The organism is Streptomyces pinistramenti (assembly GCF_020564935.1).
Classification (GTDB): Bacteria; Actinomycetota; Actinomycetes; order Streptomycetales; family Streptomycetaceae; genus Streptomyces; species Streptomyces pinistramenti.
In genome coordinates, this window is the sequence record NZ_JAJCXB010000010.1 from 96,550 (window position 1) to 114,973 (window position 18,424).

An 18,424-nucleotide genomic window follows, 5' to 3' on the forward strand; every position below is an offset into this window, starting at 1 on the left:
AGCCATGACAAGCGCAGTCCCGAAGAGCGCCGTGCGGGCCGAGGGGGTGTGCAAGAGTTTCGGCACCGTCGATGTGCTCAAGGGGATCGATCTGACGGTGGCGGCAGGCGAGGTGATGTGCCTGATCGGCCCGTCGGGATCCGGCAAGTCGACGTTCCTGCGCTGCATCAACCACCTGGAGCGCATCGATGCGGGCCGGCTGTACGTCGGCGACCAGCTGATCGGCTACGAGGAGCGCGGCGGCCGCATCCATGAGCTGGCCGACAAGGCGGTGGCCCGGCAGCGGCGCGGCATCGGCATGGTCTTCCAGCGCTTCCACCTGTTCCCGCACCTGACCGCGCTGGAGAACGTCGCCGAGGCCCCGGTACTGGTCAACGGCGAGTCCAAGGCGAAGGCGCGGGTGCGCGGCCGGGAGCTGCTGGCCCGGGTGGGCCTCGCCGACAAGGCAGGCAACTACCCTTCGCAGCTCTCCGGAGGCCAGCAGCAGCGGGTGGCCATCGCCCGCGCCCTGGCCATGCGTCCGGAGCTGATGCTGTTCGACGAGCCGACGTCGGCGCTCGACCCGGAACTCGTCGGCGAGGTCCTGGACGTGATGCGCGGACTCGCCGCCGACGGCATGACGATGATCGTCGTCACGCACGAGATGGGCTTCGCCCGCGAGGTGGGTGACGCGCTGGTCTTCATGGACGACGGCGTGGTCGTCGAGTCCGGCTGCCCCGCCGACGTCCTCGGCTCGCCGCGCGAGGTGCGCACCCAGGCATTCCTCAGCAAGGTGCGGTAGCGGCGGCCCGCCGCCCGCATCCGCCTTCCCTCTCTCCCAGACAGGAACGAACCATGTCCCGTGTACTGGTCATCGGCGCCGGTGTGCTCGGCGCGTCCGTCGCGCATCATCTGGCACGGGCCGGCGCCGAGGTCACCGTCATCGACGCCGGCGGCCCCGCGTCCGGCACGTCGAGCGCCACCTTTTCCATCGACGTCACGCACCTCAAGACCCCTTATTCCTACTACGAGTTGAACCGTCGCAGTGCCGCCGCGCATCTGACGCTCGGCGAGGAGCTGGGCGGCGCCGCCTGGCGGCATCAGGTGCCGCTCGTCCAGTGGGGCCACACCCCGCACGAGCGCCGGGTGATCAACGAGCGTGCGCAGCGGCTGCGTTCCTGGGGGCACGCGTGCCGGACGACGGGTACCGAGGCGCTGGCCGAGCTGGCGCCCGGCGCCGACCCGGCGGCCTGCGCGGCACCGGAGCTGGTCGTGCACGATCACGCGGCGTGGTACGACGCGCCGCTGCTGGCCCGCGCTCTGCTGGACCGGGCCGCCCTGAACGGCGCCGCGATCCGCTACGGCCTGCGGGTCACGGCGCTGCTGCGGCGCGGCGACCGGGTCGTGGGGGTGGCGACCGAGGGCCGCCGCTGGGAGGCGGACCACGTCATCAACTGCGCAGGGCCCGAAGCCGGGAGGATCGCCGCGCTCGCCGACGTGTCGCTGCCGCTGACCCGGATCCCCGGCCTGGTCGGCGAGAGCACTCCGGTGCCCGCGGCCCGGCTGGGCGCGATCCTCGCGACACCGGGCGTGGACCTGCGCCCCGCGCCGGGTGACCGGGTGTGCTCGATCTCCTGGCCGGTGGACGCGTTGTTGCCGGCCGACGGGGACACCGGGCGGGAACAGCAGCCGGGCCTGGAGGAGGAGTTGCACCGCCGTGGCGGCGAGGTGCTGCCTGCGCTGCGCACCGCGGGGCTCACCGGCGTACGCCGCGGTGTGCGGCCGGTGCCGGCCGACGGGCTGCCGCTGGTGGGCACGGTGCCGGGCGCCGATGGCCTGTACAGCGTGGTGACGCACAGCGGGGTGACGCTTGCGCCGCTGCTGGGCGAGCTGGCCGCCGAGGAGGTCCTCTCCGGGCGCGCGGTGCCCGCGCTCGCGCCGTACCGGCCTTCGCGTGAGCCCGCGGCCGATGTCCAGGACGAGAGTGTCCAGGTGATGAGCAATCAGCAGGCCGCCGCCGAGTAGCGACACCGGCCCCGCGGACCCCGTTCCCGTCCCGCCGCACGGCGTGTGCGGGAGCGGGGCCGCGCCGTGCGTACGCCCTGACGGCGCTCCGGGCGAAGCCGCAGGTCGACGCGAGTGTCGGCGGTTTTCACTGACACACCGTCAAGAAAGAAGCCGACCGACTCGCCGCGCCCCCCTTGCCAAGCCAAGATAGTACGTGTTCGGATTATCTCTGTCGGTTACCAACCACCGAGGCATCACCGCAGATCAGAGCATATCCACAGGCCAGATTCCGGCCGGTCACCAGGCGCCCGCCCGGCGACCCGAGCACCGTCCGCGACTCCCCGATCCCTGCCGGTCCCCGTACCCGCCCGCTGCCCTCGCCCGACTCCGCAGCGCTGCACCGGCCGCCGCTCCACGGCCGTCCCCGCTCGTGGGGCCCCCGAAACACTCTGGAGGTCTCCCCGTGTTCGATCTCTCGTCCGTCGATCTGCTCGACGCCTTCACCCGCCAGCTCCGGCTCTGCAAGCTCCGCGAAGGCGAACACGTGGTGGTGCTCGCCGAACCGGACAGCCGCGGCGATTACGTCGCCGCCGCGTTCGGCGCCGCGAAGGCGTGCGGCGCCCATGTCATCGCCGCCACGGTGCCCGGCGGCACCCCCGCACCCATGCCCAGCACCCGCACCGGCGCAGGGCCCGGTCTGACCTCCGTCCTCCGTGACACCGCGGCGCAGGACCTCCTCAAGTCCGCCGATCTGGTGGTCGACCTGACTCGCGAGGGCTTCATCCACGCCCCCGTCCAGCAGGAGATCCTGCGGGCCGGCACCCGCATCATCTTCGTCTGCGACGCCCCCGAGGTCCTGATCCGCAACCTCCCCGACCCGGCCGACAAGGATGCGGTGCTGCGCGGCGTCGAGCTGCTGAAACGGTCGTCGGTGATGCGGGTCAGCTCACCGGCCGGCACCGACCTGACCGTGCAACTCAGCGGTTCCGAGCCGGAGTTCCAGTGCGGCTTCGCCGACGATCCGGGCCGCTGGGACCACTGGCCCAGCACGATGGTGCTGTGCTGGCCGGAGATCTCCGACGGGCGGATCGTGCTCGCGCCCGGCGACATCCTGCTGCCGTTCAAGGAGTACGTCCGCGAACCTGTCACCCTCCAGATCGCCGGCGGGCACATCGAGAAGATCACCGGCGGCGCCGACGCCGCCCTGCTCACCACCTTCTTCGACGACGCCGGCGACACCTGGGCGCGCAGCCTCTCGCACCTGGGCTGGGGGCTGATGCGCAGCGCCGACTGGTTCGCCACCGCGATGTACGGCAAGCACGAGCTGATGGGCATGGACGCCCGCGCGTTCGCCGGCAATTTCCTGTGGTCCACCGGCCCGCACCCGGTACTCGGCCGCGAGTCGTACGCGCACCTCGACATCGCGATGCGCGGCTGCTCGGTGACGGTCGACGGCACGGACGTCGTGGTGGCGGGACGGCTCGCCGACGACGGCAGCTGACGTCCGCGCGCACCGGGACCACGGCGGCCCGACCGCCGCACCGCTGACACGCCTTGGAGGAAGAGTGGTGCCCAGCCAGTCGTTCGAAGTCACCATCGCCGGCGGCGGCCTCGGCGGCCTGACCGCCGCGCTGGCCCTGCGCCACCGCGGCCTGCGGGTCACCGTGCTGGAAGCGGCCGCCGAACTCGGCGAGATCGGCGCCGGCATCCAGACCGCGCCGAACGCCAGCCGGGTGCTGCTCGGGCTCGGCCTGCGCCGGCAGCTGGAGGCCATCCACACCGAACCGCTCGACCAGGTCAGGAGGCGCTGGCAGGACGGCAGCATCGTCGCCCTCACCTCGCTCGGCCAGTTCTGCAAGGACCGGTTCAACGCCCCCTACTGGCACTACCACCGGGCCGACCTGCACCGCGTCATCATGGACGCCTGCCGGGATCCGGCCGGCCCCGGTCCTGTCGTCGACATCCGTACCGCGAGCCGGGTCACCGCCCTGGACCGCAGCACCCCCGAGCGGCCGGTGGCCGTCACCGACGACGGCCGGTGCTTCCCCTCCGACGTGGTGATCGGCGCCGACGGAGTCCGCTCACAGGTGCGTGAGCTGATGGGCGCGCCCGACACCCTGTGCTTCTCGGGCGAGATGGCGTTCCGCGCGCTGATCCCCGGCGAACTGATCGCCGCCGACCCGGCGACCCGCTGGCTGGTCGACCGCTTCCAGAGCACCATCTGGTACGGACCCGAACGCCATCTGGTGCACTACATGATCCGCGGCGGCGCGTACCTCAACGTCGTGGCGTGCGTGCCGTGCACCGACGAGGTCGCCGAGAAGTGGTCGGTCGCCGCCGCCCCGCAGGACCTGGTGGACGCCTTCCCCGGCTGGGACGACCGGGTGCCGGCGATGCTCTCGAAGGCCAAGGAGAACGTCACTTGCTTCGCCCTCCACCACCGGCGGCGCGACCCGGTGTGGATGGACGGACGGGTGGCGCTGCTCGGCGACGCCTGCCACGCCATGCTCCCGTACCAGGCGCAGGGCGCGTCGCAGGCCATGGAGGACGCGGCGGTACTGGCCGAGGAACTGGGCGCGGTCACCGTGTCCGGGGTGGAGGGCGCCCTGCGGCGGTACGTCGACCGGCGCGCCCGGCACGCCGGGATGGTGCAGGACGCGTCGCTGCGGAACAAGACCTTCTACCACTACCCCGACGGGCCCGAACAGCAGGCGCGGGACGAGAAGTTGCGGCGCTTCGACGGCGAGTCGGACCTGTCCTACGACTGGCTGTGGGGCGGCTCGCCGCTGCACGACGCCGATCAGGTCGCGTTCTCCTACCGGTTCGCCCGCTGAGTCCGACGGGCGCCGCCTCCCGGGCCCCCGCCCGTACCGCCACACGACAAGGAGGACCATGAAACCCGCCCCGTTCCGCTACCACCGGGCCCGCGACACCGAAGGCGCCGCCCGGCTGCTCGCCGAACTCGGCGACGACGCCAAGGTCATCGCCGGCGGCCAGAGCCTGGTCGCGATGATGAACTTCCGGCTGGCCAGGCCGCGGCACCTCGTCGACATCGGCGGGCTGCGCGCCCTCGACCACCTCGGCACCGACAGCACGGGTGCGCTGCGCATCGGGGCGCTCACCACCCACCACACCGTCGAGACCGCCCCGGCCCGCCGGTTGGGCCCCGGCTTCGACGTCCTGCGCGCGGCCATGGGCTGGATCGGCCACCTGCCGATCCGTACCCGCGGCACGGTGGGCGGCAGCATCGCGCACGCGGACGCCACCGCCGAGTGGTGCCTGCTCGCGGTCGCCCTCGACGCCGAACTCCACACCCACGGGCCGCGCGGGCCGCGCCGCATCCCGGCGGCCGAGTTCTTCTTCGGCTCGTACACCAACGCGCTCGACCCGGACGAACTGCTCACCGAGATCGTCTTCCCGCGGCCCGCGCCGCATGCCGCACTCACCGAATTCGCCGAGCGCCGGGGCGACTTCGCGATCGTCTCGGCCGTCGTCGACCTGGACCTGGCGGGCACCGAGGTGCGCGGCGGGCGGGTGGCGCTCGGCGGGGTGGCACCGGTTCCGGTACGGGTGCCCGAGGCGGAACAGGTGCTGGCAACGGGCGGCTCGTTCGCCGACTGCGCGGCCGCCGCCGCTGCCGCCGTGAACCCGCCGGACGACGCCAACGGCAGCGCGGACTACCGACGGCGGCTGATCGGCACGCTGGTACGGCGTGCCTGCGAGGAGGCGAGGGCCCGATGAGCACCACGACGGGAGCACACACGCCGGACGGCGGGGAAGGGCCGCTGGTCGGGCGGTCGGTGGCGCGGCGGGAGGATCCGCGGTTGCTGACCGGGCGCGGCCGGTTCGTCGACGACATCGCGCTGCCCGGCATGCTGCACGCCCAGTTCGTCCGCAGCACCGTCGCCAACGGCGAGCTGACCTCCGTCGACCTCGACGCGGTGCGGAAGGTGCCCGGAGTGATCGCCGCGTTCACCGCAGAAGATTTGGACCTGGGCGACATCACCGCCCAACTCGACCGCCCGCCCGAGGAGTTCGTGCCGACCGCGATGCCGGTGCTGGCCCGCGACCGGGTCCGCTACGTCGGCGAGCCGATCGCCGTGGTCGTGGCGCGCGACGCGTACGCCGCCGAGGACGGCCTGGAGGCCGCCAAGATCGGCTACGCCGTGCGCCCGCCGGTGACCTGCGAGGCGGACGCCCTGGCCGACGGAGCGGAGCTGGTGCACGCGCAGGCGCCGCGCAACACGCTGGTCGATGTGGCGCTGTTCGCCACCGAAGGCATCGACGAGATCTTCGCGTCCGCGGACTGCGTGGTGCACGTCGAGACCCGCACCGGACGCCAGAACGCACTGCCGTTGGAGACCCGGGGCGCGGTGGCGCACTGGGACGACCGCGAGGAGCAGCTGGTCCTCCAGACCTGCACCCAAGTGCCGCACCAGGTAAGGACGGTGGCCTCGCGCTGCCTGCGGCTCGACGAGCGGGCGGTGCGGGTCATCGTGCCGGACATGGGCGGCGGTTTCGGACAGAAGTGCGTGGTGGGCCGCGAGGAGATCGCCACCGCGGCCGCGGCGCTGCGCCTGGGACGTCCGGTGAAGTGGATCGAGGACCGCAAGGACGCGCTGACCGCGTCCTTCCTCGCCCGCGAGCAGCACTACGACGTGCGGGCCGCGTTCGACGCCGAAGGCCGGATCCTGGGCCTGGACGCGGACGTGGTGTGCGACATGGGCGCCTACTCCTGCTATCCGTTCACGGCGGGCATCGAGCCGCTGATGGCGGCCGCGGAGATGCCGGGTGTCTACACCGTGCCCGCCTACCGGGTGCGCGGCCGTGCGGTCACCACCAACAAGGCGCCCACCGCGCCGTACCGCGGAGTCAGCCGCCCGCAGTACGTGATGGTGGTGGAGCGGCTCTTCGAGCGGGCGGCACGGGAGCTGGGCCTGGACCCGGTGGAGACCCGCCGCCGCAACCTCATCACCGACTTCCCCTACACCGGCGTCAACGGCATCACCTACGACCCCGGTTCCTACCTGGAGTCGCTGAACCTGTGCGAGCAAACGCTGCGGGACGAGGGCTGGTACGAGCGGCAGGCCCACGCCACCGCCGCCGGTCGGCACCTCGGCATCGGCTACTCCTGCTTCAGCGAACGCACCGGCTACGGCTCCACCGCGTTCGCGCAGCGCAAGATGGAGGTGGTGCCGGGCTTCGACATCTCCGAGGTCCGGATGGACACCAGCGGCGCGGTGACGGTCACCACCGGCACGATGAGCCACGGGCAGAGCCACGAGACGACACTGGCGCAGATCGTCGCCGACGCACTCGGCCTGGACCTCGCCAAGGTGCGGATCCACCAGGGCGACACGGACCGCGTCACGTACGGCTGGGGCACCTTCGCCAGCCGGTCGGTCACCGTCGGCGGCAGCGCGGTCCGGCTCGCGGCGGGCAAGCTCGGCGAGAAGCTGCGCCGGCTCGCCGCAGCCCGCTGGGACATCCCGTGGGAGGACACCACTCTCGGCCGTGGCCGGGTCCACCGTCACGACGATCCCGCCGCCACCCTCACGTACACCGAACTCGCCGATACCGCCTACCTCAAGGCACATCTGCTGCCCAAGGACATGGAGCCGGGCCTGACGGCGACGGCCAGCTTCGACGTCTTCAACGACGGCACATTCTCGAACGCCACCCACGGCGTCGTCGTCGAACTCCACGAGGGCACCGGGCAGGTGGAGATCCTGCGGTACGTCTGCGTCGAGGACTGCGGTGTGGCGATCAACCCGCGGGTCGTGGAGGGCCAGTGCCGGGGCGGCATCGCCCAGGGCATCGCGGGCGCGCTCTTCGAGCAGGTGACCTACGACGCACAGGGCGAGCCGTCGGCGACCAGCTTCATGGACTACAAGGTGCCCACCGCCCAGGAGATCCCGGACGTCACGGTCCAGCACCTCGAAACGCCGTGCGCCTTCAGCGAGACCGGCGCCAAGGGCGCGGGCGAGGGCGGCACCATCGGCGCGCCCGCGGCCGTGCTGAACGCCGTCAACGACGCCCTGCGCCCCACCGGCGTCGAACTCGATCACACCCCCGTCACCCCCGAGACGGTGCACCGCGCACTGCGCCGCACCCTGGAGCGCACCTGATGACCGAGACCCCCATCGATCCCGCGATCGATCCCGCGGCGGAGCGGCAGCTGCTCGCCCTGGATGTCAACGGCACCGCGTACGAGGTGCTCTGCGAGTCGCGGCGCACCCTGGTCGACGTACTGCGGCACGATCTACGGCTGACCGGCACCCACGTCGGCTGCGAACACGGCATCTGCGGCGCCTGCACGGTACTGGTCGACGGGCGGCCGGCCCGTGCCTGCCTGATGTTCGCCGCGCAGGCGGAGGGCGCCAGGATCCGCACCGTCGAGTCCCTGTCCGGCGACGACGACGGCCGTCAACTCAGCGATCTCCAGCAGGCGTTCAGGGACCACCACGGCCTCCAGTGCGGCTTCTGCACCCCCGGCTTCCTGATGCTGGCCGAGGGGTTTCTCGCCGAGCGGCCCGACGCGGACCGGGCGGAGATCCGCGAGCTGGTGGCGGCCAACCTGTGCCGGTGCACCGGCTACCAGTCCATCGTCGACGCGATCGAGAGCTGCGCCACGGCCCGTCGCGCCAAGGAAGCAACGGAAGCAACGGCAACCGACGAGACCCCGGAAGCCGCGGAAGCCACAGGAGAGGAGCGGTGATGCAGCTCAGCAACACGGTGCCGGTGGCGGCGCCGCCGGACGAGATCTTCGCGCTGCTGAACGACGTACGGCGGGTGGCGTCCTGTATGCCGGGCGCGGTGCTCGACGGGCAGGAGGGCGACGCCTGGCAGGGCAGGGTCACCGTGCGGGTCGGCCCGATCAGTGCCGCGTACGCGGGCACCGTCCGGTTCCTGGAGGCGGATGCCGGACAGCGGCGGCTGCGGGTGCAGGCGCGCGGCGCCGACACCCACGGCAGCGGTGACGCGGAGGCGGAGGTGACGCTGACGGTGGCCGAGACGCCGGAGGGCGCCCGCCTTGACATGTCCACAGACCTGGTCATCCGCGGCAAGCTCGCCCAGTTCGGCAAGGGCGCCATCGGCACCGTGTCGAACCGGATCCTCCAGCAGTTCGCGCAGAACCTCGGCAGTCTGCTGGACCAGGACCGCACGGCGGGCCCCGCGGCACCGGCGGCGGGACCGGCCGCCCCCGCGGGGGCCCCCGCGACCGCCCCCTCCGCCCCCGCGCCCGCGCTCGACGGGCTCTCGCTCCTCGCCGGCCCGGTACCCGCCAAGTACGGGCCGCTCGTCGCCGCCTTCGCCTTCGGAGTGTTCGAGGGCTGGCTGCTGGGCCGGCTGGCCGGCCTGCGCCGGGAACTGAAGGAGGCGAGGCGCCGATGAGCACCGGCCGGTACGGCGGCGCCACCGACGCCACCTACGCGCGCGCCGGGTTCGGGGCGCAGGTACGGCGCGGCAGCCGCCCCGCGCTGATCGTCGTCGACCTGACCCTGGGCTTCACCGACGACCGGTTCCCTTCCGGCGCCGACCTCACCGAAGTCGTCGGCGCGACGGCCGAGTTGATCGAGGCCGCGCGGCCCGCCCGGGTGCCGGTGCTGTTCACCGCGCTCTCCTACACACCGGCCGAGGCGGACGGCGACGGCGTCGCCTGGCTGCACAAGGCGCCCGGCATGCGGGCGCTCGTCGAGGGCAGCGAGGCGGTCGCCGTGGATCCGCGGCTGCCACGCCGCCGGGAGGACGTCCTGCTGCTCAAGAAGGGGCCCTCGGCGTTCTTCGGCACCTCGCTCGCCGCCACCCTCACCGCACTCGGCCGCGACACGGCGGTGATCTGCGGCGCCACCACCAGCGGCTGCGTGCGCGCCACCGTGGTCGACGCGGTGCAGTCCGGATTCCCGGTGCTGGTGCCCCGCACTTGCGTGGGCGACCGGGCGCAGGGGCCGCACGACGCGAGCCTCTTCGACATTCAGGCCAAGTACGGCGACGTCATCGGCCAACAGGACGCGCTCGCCTACCTGGCCGGCCCGCCCACCCCCTGACCACCGCCCTCCCCCACCCCCCTCTCAGGAGGCTCCCGTGCCGCACCCCCAGCGGTCCGTCCCGCAGTCCGCCCTCGCCGACCTCGCCGACATCCCGGCCACCAGCCGGTGGGTCCGCTCCGGCACCACCCGGCTGCACGTCCTGGACTACGGCGGCGCAGGACCCGCCCTGATCATCCTGCCCGGCATCACCAGCCCGGCCGTCACCATGGACTTCGTCGCCCGCGAACTCACCGATCTGGTACGCCCGTTGGTCGTCGACGTGCGCGGCCGCGGCCTGTCGGACGGCGGCGGCGCGTACCGCCTGGAGGAGTACGCCCAGGACACCGAGGCCGTCGTGAACGGGCTCGGCCTGCACCGGCCGCTGCTGTTCGGGCACTCGATGGGCGCGCGGATCGCCGCGGCCGTCGCCGCCCGCGGCAAGGTGGCGACCGGCGGGTGCGTGCTGGCCGACCCGCCGATGAGCGGTCCTGGACGCGAGGAGTACCCGACGCCCCTTGCGGCCTTCCTCGACCAGCTGACGCAGGCCGAGCGCGGCACCGACGCCGACGAGGTGGCCGCATCCTGGCCGCGCTGGCCGCGCCGCGAACAGGAGCTGCGGGCGCGCTGGCTGGCCAGCTGCGACCGCCGGGCGATCACCGCGACCCACGAGGGCTTCGAGACGGAGGACTTCTTCGACTGGTGGCCCGCGGTCGCCGGGCCCACCACCCTGCTGTACGGCGCGGACAGTCCCGTGGTCACCGCCGAGGGCGTCGCCGAGGCCCGCGCGCTGCTCCCCTCGGCCTCGTTCGCCGCCGTCCCGGACGCCGGACACATGATTTTCTGGGACAACCCGCCCGCCGCGCTCGGCGCCCTGCGGGCCGCGCTGCACCCGATGACGGTGTGATCGCACGGACCGGGCACCGGCGGCCCGCGGCGCACCTGATCACCGTGATTGAGTTGGCCCATGGCTGACGAGTCCGCTCCCCCCGAGTCCGTGCCCGCGATCCCCCAGGCGCTGACCGCCGCCCCCGGCTACCAGGTGCGCCGCCTCTACCAGGCGTACCTCGCGGTGTGGGTGCGCGCGGTCGATCCGACGCTCACCGGCCCGCAGTTCGCGGTGCTGACCGCCGTGGAGGCGGCGCCCGGCCACGACCAGCGGTCGATGGCGTCGGCGGTGGCCCTGGACACGTCCACGATGGCGGACGTGGCACGGCGCCTGGAGAACCGCGGCCTGATAGTCCGCCGCACCGCGGCCGCCGACGGACGGCGCAAGCTGCTCTTCCTCACCGACGAGGGCCGCCGGACGCTGCGCGACGCCTACCACCGCGCCCGCAAACTGGACGAGCGGCTGCTCGCCCCGTACGCCGAGGAGCAGCGCCCCGACCTGATGCAGCTGCTGACCTCCCTGGCCGACCACTGGGAGAGCCTGGCCGGGGACTCCTGACACACCCGCCGTCCCGTACGCGGATGCTCGGCGAACCCGGCCTGCCAGGGTGCAGGACACCCAGGCTGGGCGGGTGGCACGCGGCTAGCGTGAAGCGCCCGAGGACTCAACGGAACGGAACACAGCGTGAGTACGCACCCGCCCACAGCACAGCGGTCCGGCACCTTCGAGATCGCCGGCAAGGAGGTGGCCCGGCTGGGCTTCGGAGCCATGCGCCTGACCGGGCGCGGCATCTGGGGAGAGCCCGACGACCGCGCGGAGTGCATCCGTGTCGTGCGCCGGGCCGTCGAACTCGGCGTCCAGCTGATCGACACCGCCGATTCCTACGGCCCCCACGTCAGCGAGGAGATCATCCGCGAGGCCGTGCACCCGTACCCGGACGACGTGCTGATCGCCACGAAGGCCGGCCTGACGCGCAACGGCCCGGACGTCATCGAGACCGCGGACGGCACGGTGCGCCGTGGCCCGGCCGCCTGGCCTCCGGTCGGGCGGCCCGAATACCTGCGTCAACAGGCCGAGATGAGCCTGCGCAGGCTCGGCCTTGACCACATCGATCTGTTCCAGCTGCACCGCGTCGACCCGAAGGTGCCGCTGGCGGACCAGGTCGGCGAGTTGAAGACGCTGCAGGACGAGGGCAAGGTCGTCGCCATCGGGCTCTCCCAGGTCGGCGTCGAGGAGATCGAGCAGGCCCGGCGCATCGCGGAGATCGCGACAGTCCAGAACCGCTACAACCTGACCGATCGCGCCTCGCAGGACGTCGTCGACCACTGCGCACGCGAGGGCATCGGCTTCATCCCGTGGGCGCCGGTGGCCGCCGGCGCCCTCGCCGCCCCGGGCGGGCCCGTCGACGAGATCGCACGGCGGCACGGCGCCACACCGGGGCAGGTGGCGCTGGCGTGGCTGCTCGCCCGCACGGACTGCATGCTGCCGATCCCCGGCACGTCCCGCGTCCGGCATCTCGAAGAGAACACCGCTGCCGCCCGTCTCGTGCTCAGCGCCGAGGAAATCGACCGGCTCACGGACGCCAACGGCCCGGCGGCCTGATTCCCCACATCCACCGAAAACCCGCAAATCCCCTCAAATCGCACAAAGTACACCTAGCGCCCATAGAGGCTCATTCACCCCAAGTCCCCTTCCGGGTCGACCTCATCACGCACGCCGATATCGAAACGTGTCATAAATATCCCTTCCGCCAGACAACCGCTTAAGCAGACAAACCGTCTGTCAGGGTGGCGGGGGAATTTCAGGTTCCGCGCGGTCGAGCGCCGCAGGTCCCGGCTCCGTCACTGTCAGTTGGCCTGATCTGGAGGAACCCGTGCTCGCCGCACCACGTCGCCATGCCGTTCGCTGGATACCCGTCGCCCTGGTGGCGGCCACATCGCTGACCGCGTGCGGTACGAGCGCGGCCTCGTCGCAGGCCGCCGAGCCGGCGGCGAAGGTGACGGTCACCCCTGCGGCCGGCAGCAAGTCCGCCAAGCTCGGCTCCCCGATAGCGATACGGGCCGACGGCGGCAAGATCACCGCCGTCGAGGCCAAGGACGACAAGGGCGCGACGGTCTCCGGGCGGCTGGCCGGTGACGGGACGTCATGGACGTCGGACAGCAAGGTGCGGCCCGGCACCACCTACACCATCAGGACCTCCACGACCTCCGACGGCGGCAAGAAGACCGCCGCGACCTCGGAGTTCACCACGGCGGAAGCCGGCCGGGTCAACAAGCTCACCAACACCCCGTCGAACGGTCAGACCGTGGGCACCGGGATGCCGGTCTCGATCCTCTTCGACAACCACATCGCCAAGGACCGCCGCGCCGACATCGAGAAGGCGCTGAAGGTCACCACGCAGCCGAAGGTCGAGGGCTCCTGGGGCTGGGTCACCGACTACGGCGGCCACGACCGGATCGACTGGCGCCCGAAGACCTACTGGCCGGCCGGCACCAAGGTGTCCGTCAAGGGCGCGCTGACCGGTCTCAACTCCGGCGACGGCGACTGGTTCGTCCGCGACTACAACTTCGGCTTCACCATCGGCGAAGACCACAAGGCCGTCATCGACGTGCCCGCGCACACCCTGACGATGTACGCGGGCGGCCGCAACGTCGGCACCATCAGCGGCTCGGCCGGCTCGCCCGAGGCGCCCACCCGCGGCGGCGTGCACACCGTCCGCAGCAAGAACGCCGCGGAGACGATGGACTCCAAGACCATCGGCTACGGCGACCAGTGGATGCTGGACGCGAAGTGGGTCACCCACCTGACCGCTTCGGGGACGTTCCTGCACTCCGCGCCGTGGAACAAGTCCATCGGCGTGGTCAACAACAGCCACGGCTGCTTCGGCATGACCACGTCGGACGCCAAGCGCGTCTACGACTTCCTGCCCATCGGCTCGACCGTCGAGGTCAAGGGCACGAGCAACACGGAGAAGACGGACGTCGGCAACGGCCTGGAGGTCTGGCAGGAGTCCTGGCCGCAGTGGCAGCAGCGCAGCGCGCTGAAGTAGCCGGATGACGGACGCCGGACGGCCCCGTTCACCTGCCTCGCGGCGGGTGGGCGGGGCCGTTGGGCGTGCGGGGGTCTTCCTCACGGCGGGAACCGGGCGGTTGTGCAGGGGCCGTAACCCTGGATGATCTCCTCGTGACACCCGGGCAACGGCCGGTCCGTACGGTCGGGCCCGGAATTCCGACCACGAGAGGGGCCGCACGTGACCGCACCGGAGCCGCAGCCGGAATCCGCCACGCAGGTGCGGACGGTGTGCTCGTACTGCGGGGTCGGCTGCGGGATCGTGCTCGATGTCGCGGTCGACGGCGCGGGGCGGCGCGCGGTCCGCAAGGTGTCCGGTGACAGGACGCATCCGGCCAATGCGGGCCGGCTGTGCACCAAGGGCGCGACCAGTGCCGACCTGCTCACCGCCCCGGGGCGGCTGACCCGCGCGCTGGTGCGCGGCGACCGCGGCGCCGGGCCCGTGCCGTCGCCGATGGAGACCGCGGTCAAGGAGACGGCCAGGCGGCTGCGGGCGGTCGTCGACACGCACGGCCCGGACGCGCTGGCCCTCTACGTGTCGGGCCAGCTGACGCTGGAGGCGCAGTACCTGGCGAACAAGCTCGCCAAGGGCTTCGTCCGCACCGGCTGGATCGAGTCCAACTCCCGGCTGTGCATGGCGAGCGCGGGCAGCGGCTACAAGCTGTCGCTGGGCGCCGACGGCCCGCCCGGCTCCTACCAGGACTTCGAGCACGCCGACGTGTTCCTGGTGACCGGCGCCAACATGGCCGACTGCCACCCGATCCTGTTCCTGCGGATGATGGAGCGGGTGAAGGCCGGCGCGAAGCTGATCGTGGTCGATCCGCGGCGCACCGCCACGGCCGCCAAGGCCGACCTGTTCCTCCAGATCAAGCCGGGCACGGACCTGGCGCTGCTGAACGGGCTGCTGCAGCTGCTGGTGACGGAGGGCCGTACCGACCCGGAGTTCATCGCCGGGCACACCGAGGGCTGGGAGGCGATGCCGGCCTTCCTGGAGGACTATCCCCCGGCCGTCGTCGCGGAGATCACCGGCCTCGACGAGGAGGACGTCCGGCAGGCCGCCCGCTGGATCGGCGGCGCCGGCGCGTGGATGAGCTGCTGGACGATGGGGCTCAACCAGTCCACGCACGGGACCTGGAACACGAATGCGCTGGTCAACCTGCACCTGGCGACCGGCGCGATCTGCCGGCCCGGCAGCGGCCCGTTCTCGCTGACCGGCCAGCCCAACGCCATGGGCGGCCGGGAGATGGGCTACATGGGCCCGGGGCTGCCCGGCCAGCGGTCCAGCGCGGTGGCGGCGGACCGCGCCTTCACCGAGGAGCTGTGGGGCCTGGCCCCCGGAACACTGCGGGCGGACACCGCCGGCACCGGGACCGTCGACATGTTCCGGCGGATGGCGGACGGGGAGATCAAGGCCGCCTGGATCATCTGCACCAACCCGGTCGCTTCGGTGGCGCATCGCAAGACCGTCATCGAGGGCCTGGAGGCGGCCGAATTCGTCGTGGCCCAGGACGTGTTCGCCGACACCGAGACCACCGCGTACGCGGACGTGGTGCTGCCCGCCGCGCTGTGGGCGGAGTCGGAGGGGGTGCTGGTCAATTCGGAGCGCACCCTCACGCTGGCGCGGCAGGCCGTGGAGCCGCCGGGCGACGCCTGGCCGGACTGGCGGATCATCGCGCGGATCGCCTGCGAAATGGGGTACGAGGACGCCTTCGGCTACGCCAGTGCCGAGGAGGTCTTCGAGGAGATCAAGCGGGCCTGGAACCCGCAGACCGGCTACGACCTGCGCGGCGTGAGCTACCCGCGGCTGCGCCGGACCCCCGTCCAGTGGCCCAGCGCCGCCGCCGACGGGCCGGAGCGCAATCCGGTGCGCTACACCAACGACGGCATCAGCCAGGCACCCGGACAGCGGCCCGACGGCACCCGTCCGCGGATGTGGTTCCCCACCCCCACCGGGCGGGCCGTGTTCTTCGCCCGCCCGCACCTGCCGCCCGCCGAGATGCCGGACGACGACTACCCGTACGTCCTCAACACCGGGCGGCTGCCGCACCAGTGGCACACGCTGACCAAGACCGGCAAGGTCGCCAAGCTCAACAAGCTCGACCCGGGCCCGTTCGTGGAGGTCCACCCGCAGGACGCACGGGCGCTGGGGGTTGCCGACGGCGATGCGGTGGAGGTCGCCTCCCGGCGCGGGCGCGCGGTGCTGCCCGCGCGGATCACCGACCGGGTGCGGCCCGGTGACTGCTTCGCGCCGTTCCACTGGAACGACCTGTTCGGCGAGTACCTCAGCGTCAACGCGGTCACCCACGACGCCGTCGACCCGGTCTCCTTCCAGCCGGAGTTGAAGGTGTGCGCGGTCTCGCTCGCCAAGGTGGCGTCGCCGGCGGGCCCGGCCTCGGCGGCGGCAGGCGGCTCCGTGCCGGGAACGGACGAAGGGGCCGACGGCCCGTTCCACGTCCCGGCGCCCGGAGCACGCAGGCCCGGCGCCGCGGCGGCGCTGGCCGAGGTGTTCGGGACCGGCGCTCTTGCGCCGCCTGCGCTGGCCGAGCAGGAGCGCCGTTATCTGGACGGCTTCCTCACCGGCCTGGCCGCCGGAACGCCGTCCGGCACGCCGGTGCTGCCCGGCCACGCGCCCCTCGCCCCGGAGCACGCGGTCTGGGTCAACGGCGTGCTGGCCGGCATGTTCTCCCGCATCCCCGGGCAGCCGACCGCACCCGAGCGCCCGTCCGAAGCCTCCGATATCCCTGCTTCATCCGATACATCCAATACCTCCGCCCGGGACATCCTCGTGCTGTGGGCCTCGCAGACCGGGAACGCCGAGGAAGCCGCCGCGGCCGCGGCCCGCAGGCTCGCCGACAGCGGGCGGACCGCACGCCTGCTGCCCATGGACCGCACCGCGCCGTCGGCCCTGCCGGACGCCGCCGACCTCCTCCTGGTCACCAGCACCTCGGGAGACGGCGACGCGCCGGACAACGGAGCGGGATTCTGGGAGTCGCTGAACGGCCCCGACTCACCCCGGCTGGAGGGCGTGCGCTACTCCGTGCTGGCCCTCGGTGACTCGTCCTACGACGACTTCTGCGGCCACGGACGCCGCCTCGACGCCCGGCTCGGCGAACTGGGCGCACACCGCATGGTGCCGCGCACGGACTGCGAACCGGACTACGAGGAGCCGGCGCGGCAGTGGCTCGACCGCATACTCGGCGTCCTCGCAGGCCCCGAGCAGCCGGTGGCGGAGGCCAGGCCCGCGGCGCCTCCTGCCGGGGCGGGCACCGCCACGAAGGCGGCGCCCGCGACCGCCCGCCTGGTGGGAAACCGGCTGCTGAGCCGGCCCGGCGCCACCAAGGAAGTCCGCCAATTCACCCTCGATACACGGGAGTTCGGCACGCCGCTCGGCTACGAGGCCGGTGACGCGCTGGGCATCCAGCCGCTCAACTGCCCCGATCTGGTGGCCGAATGGCTGGCCGTGACCGGGCTCGACGGCGGCACCGGCATCGAGGTGCCCGGGATCGGCACGGTGCCGCTCGGCGAGGCCCTGCACCGCCACCTGGACATCACCAGGATCACCCCCGGCCTGCTCCGGCTGGTCGCCGACCGCTCCGCCGACCGCGTCGTCAAGAAGCTGCTGCGCCCCGGCAACAGAGGGGAACGCGACCGGTGGGCGTGGGGCCGGCAGGCCGTCGACGTCATCGCCGAGCACGCGGTACGCGCCACGGCCGCGGAGTGGGCGGCGGTGCTCACACGCCTCCAGCCGCGGCTGTATTCCATATCGTCCAGCCCGCTCGACGATCCGCACCTGATCCGGCTGACGGTCTCCGTCGTCCGCTACGACACCCCGCACGGCCGCCCCCGCAAGGGCGTCGCCTCCGCCTTCCTCGCGGACGCCGCACCGGAGCGCCCGGTGCCGGTCTTCGTCCGGCGCTCGCCCCGCTTCCGGCCGCCCGCCGACCCCGCGACCCCGATGGTGATGGTGGGCCCCGGGACCGGCATCGCCCCGTTCCTCGGCTTCCTCCACGAGCGCCGCGCCCGCGGTCACCGCGGCCCCAACTGGCTGTTCTTCGGTGAACAGCGCCGCGCCACCGACTTCTACTACGAGGGCGAACTCGACGCGCTGCGCGCCGACGGCCTGCTCACCCGGCTGGACACCGCCTTCTCCCGCGACCTGCGGGCCAAGCTCTACGTGCAGGACCGGATGCGCGAGCACGGCAGCCGGCTGTGGTCCTGGCTGGCGGACGGCGCACACCTCTACGTCTGCGGTGACGCGTCCCGGATGGCCGGGGACGTGGACCGCGCGCTGCGCGACATCGCCGTCGCCCACGGCGGCCTGGACGAGGACGCGGCGGCCGGGTACCTCAAGCAACTGGCCGCCGACAAGCGGTACGTACGCGACGTGTACTGACGGCAGGCACGGACGGTGGCGGTGGCCGCCGTCCGCCCCGGCCACCGCCACCGTCCTGCC

Annotated in this window: 14 protein-coding genes; all 14 read left to right on the forward strand. The window is 72.7% G+C overall.

Going from position 1 to position 18,424, the window contains the following annotated elements; all coding sequences use genetic code 11:
• The first annotated feature begins 4 nt into the window (after positions 1-4).
• The 14 genes from LIU39_RS10180 (at position 5) to LIU39_RS10245 (ending at position 18,364) form a co-directional block, all read left to right on the forward strand.
• The gene (locus LIU39_RS10180) at positions 5-781 is read left to right on the forward strand and encodes an amino acid ABC transporter ATP-binding protein (RefSeq protein ID WP_227046300.1); all 777 of its coding nucleotides are present in this window, start codon (positions 5-7) and stop codon (positions 779-781) included.
• A 53-nt stretch (positions 782-834) separates the two neighbouring features.
• Positions 835-2,004, forward strand: coding sequence for an NAD(P)/FAD-dependent oxidoreductase (locus LIU39_RS10185; protein WP_227046301.1), 1,170 nt, complete (start codon positions 835-837; stop codon positions 2,002-2,004).
• A 445-nt stretch (positions 2,005-2,449) separates the two neighbouring features.
• Positions 2,450-3,487 (forward strand): 2,5-dihydroxypyridine 5,6-dioxygenase NicX family protein, encoded by a 1,038-nt coding sequence (locus tag LIU39_RS10190; RefSeq protein WP_227046302.1) that lies wholly within the window; start codon positions 2,450-2,452, stop codon positions 3,485-3,487.
• 64 nt (positions 3,488-3,551) lie between these two features.
• Complete coding sequence (locus LIU39_RS10195; protein WP_308409360.1) at positions 3,552-4,820, forward strand: FAD-dependent monooxygenase; 1,269 nt, start codon at positions 3,552-3,554, stop codon at positions 4,818-4,820.
• Positions 4,821-4,878: 58 nt separating this feature from the next.
• Positions 4,879-5,727: an FAD binding domain-containing protein gene (locus LIU39_RS10200; RefSeq protein ID WP_227046304.1), complete on the forward strand. Its 849-nt coding sequence runs from the start codon at positions 4,879-4,881 to the stop codon at positions 5,725-5,727.
• The gene (locus LIU39_RS10205; protein WP_227046305.1) at positions 5,724-8,114 is read left to right on the forward strand and encodes a xanthine dehydrogenase family protein molybdopterin-binding subunit; all 2,391 of its coding nucleotides are present in this window, start codon (positions 5,724-5,726) and stop codon (positions 8,112-8,114) included. The genes LIU39_RS10200 and LIU39_RS10205 overlap by 4 nt, the downstream gene beginning before the upstream one ends.
• Entirely contained in the window at positions 8,114-8,704 is a 591-nt protein-coding gene (locus LIU39_RS10210) for a (2Fe-2S)-binding protein (protein ID WP_227046306.1), read from the forward strand. The genes LIU39_RS10205 and LIU39_RS10210 overlap by 1 nt, the downstream gene beginning before the upstream one ends.
• Entirely contained in the window at positions 8,704-9,381 is a 678-nt protein-coding gene (locus LIU39_RS10215) for an SRPBCC family protein (protein WP_227046307.1), read from the forward strand. The genes LIU39_RS10210 and LIU39_RS10215 overlap by 1 nt, the downstream gene beginning before the upstream one ends.
• Positions 9,378-10,034, forward strand: coding sequence for an isochorismatase family protein (locus tag LIU39_RS10220; protein WP_227046308.1), 657 nt, complete (start codon positions 9,378-9,380; stop codon positions 10,032-10,034). The genes LIU39_RS10215 and LIU39_RS10220 overlap by 4 nt, the downstream gene beginning before the upstream one ends.
• A 37-nt stretch (positions 10,035-10,071) precedes the next feature.
• Positions 10,072-10,920: an alpha/beta fold hydrolase gene (locus tag LIU39_RS10225; protein WP_227046309.1), complete on the forward strand. Its 849-nt coding sequence runs from the start codon at positions 10,072-10,074 to the stop codon at positions 10,918-10,920.
• Positions 10,921-10,980: 60 nt separating this feature from the next.
• On the forward strand, positions 10,981-11,460 hold the full coding sequence (locus tag LIU39_RS10230) for a MarR family winged helix-turn-helix transcriptional regulator (protein ID WP_227046310.1): 480 nt from the start codon (positions 10,981-10,983) through the stop codon (positions 11,458-11,460).
• A gap of 126 nt (positions 11,461-11,586) precedes the next feature.
• Positions 11,587-12,504, forward strand: a complete 918-nt coding sequence (locus LIU39_RS10235; protein WP_227046311.1) for an aldo/keto reductase — start codon at positions 11,587-11,589, stop codon at positions 12,502-12,504.
• A gap of 271 nt (positions 12,505-12,775) precedes the next feature.
• On the forward strand, positions 12,776-13,951 hold the full coding sequence (locus LIU39_RS10240) for a L,D-transpeptidase (RefSeq protein ID WP_227046312.1): 1,176 nt from the start codon (positions 12,776-12,778) through the stop codon (positions 13,949-13,951).
• Between the two features lie 201 nt (positions 13,952-14,152).
• Positions 14,153-18,364, forward strand: a complete 4,212-nt coding sequence (locus LIU39_RS10245) for a bifunctional nitrate reductase/sulfite reductase flavoprotein subunit alpha (protein ID WP_227046313.1) — start codon at positions 14,153-14,155, stop codon at positions 18,362-18,364.
• Positions 18,365-18,424: the final 60 nt, after the last annotated feature.

Coding starts and splice junctions, on each gene's coding strand:
- LIU39_RS10180 (WP_227046300.1), top strand. CDS start 5: ATGACAAGCGCAGTCCCGAAGAGCGCCGTGCGGGCCGAGGGGGTGTGC.
- LIU39_RS10185 (WP_227046301.1), top strand. CDS start 835: ATGTCCCGTGTACTGGTCATCGGCGCCGGTGTGCTCGGCGCGTCCGTC.
- LIU39_RS10200 (WP_227046304.1), top strand. CDS start 4,879: ATGAAACCCGCCCCGTTCCGCTACCACCGGGCCCGCGACACCGAAGGC.
- LIU39_RS10205 (WP_227046305.1), top strand. CDS start 5,724: ATGAGCACCACGACGGGAGCACACACGCCGGACGGCGGGGAAGGGCCG.
- LIU39_RS10210 (WP_227046306.1), top strand. CDS start 8,114: ATGACCGAGACCCCCATCGATCCCGCGATCGATCCCGCGGCGGAGCGG.
- LIU39_RS10215 (WP_227046307.1), top strand. CDS start 8,704: ATGCAGCTCAGCAACACGGTGCCGGTGGCGGCGCCGCCGGACGAGATC.
- LIU39_RS10220 (WP_227046308.1), top strand. CDS start 9,378: ATGAGCACCGGCCGGTACGGCGGCGCCACCGACGCCACCTACGCGCGC.
- LIU39_RS10230 (WP_227046310.1), top strand. CDS start 10,981: ATGGCTGACGAGTCCGCTCCCCCCGAGTCCGTGCCCGCGATCCCCCAG.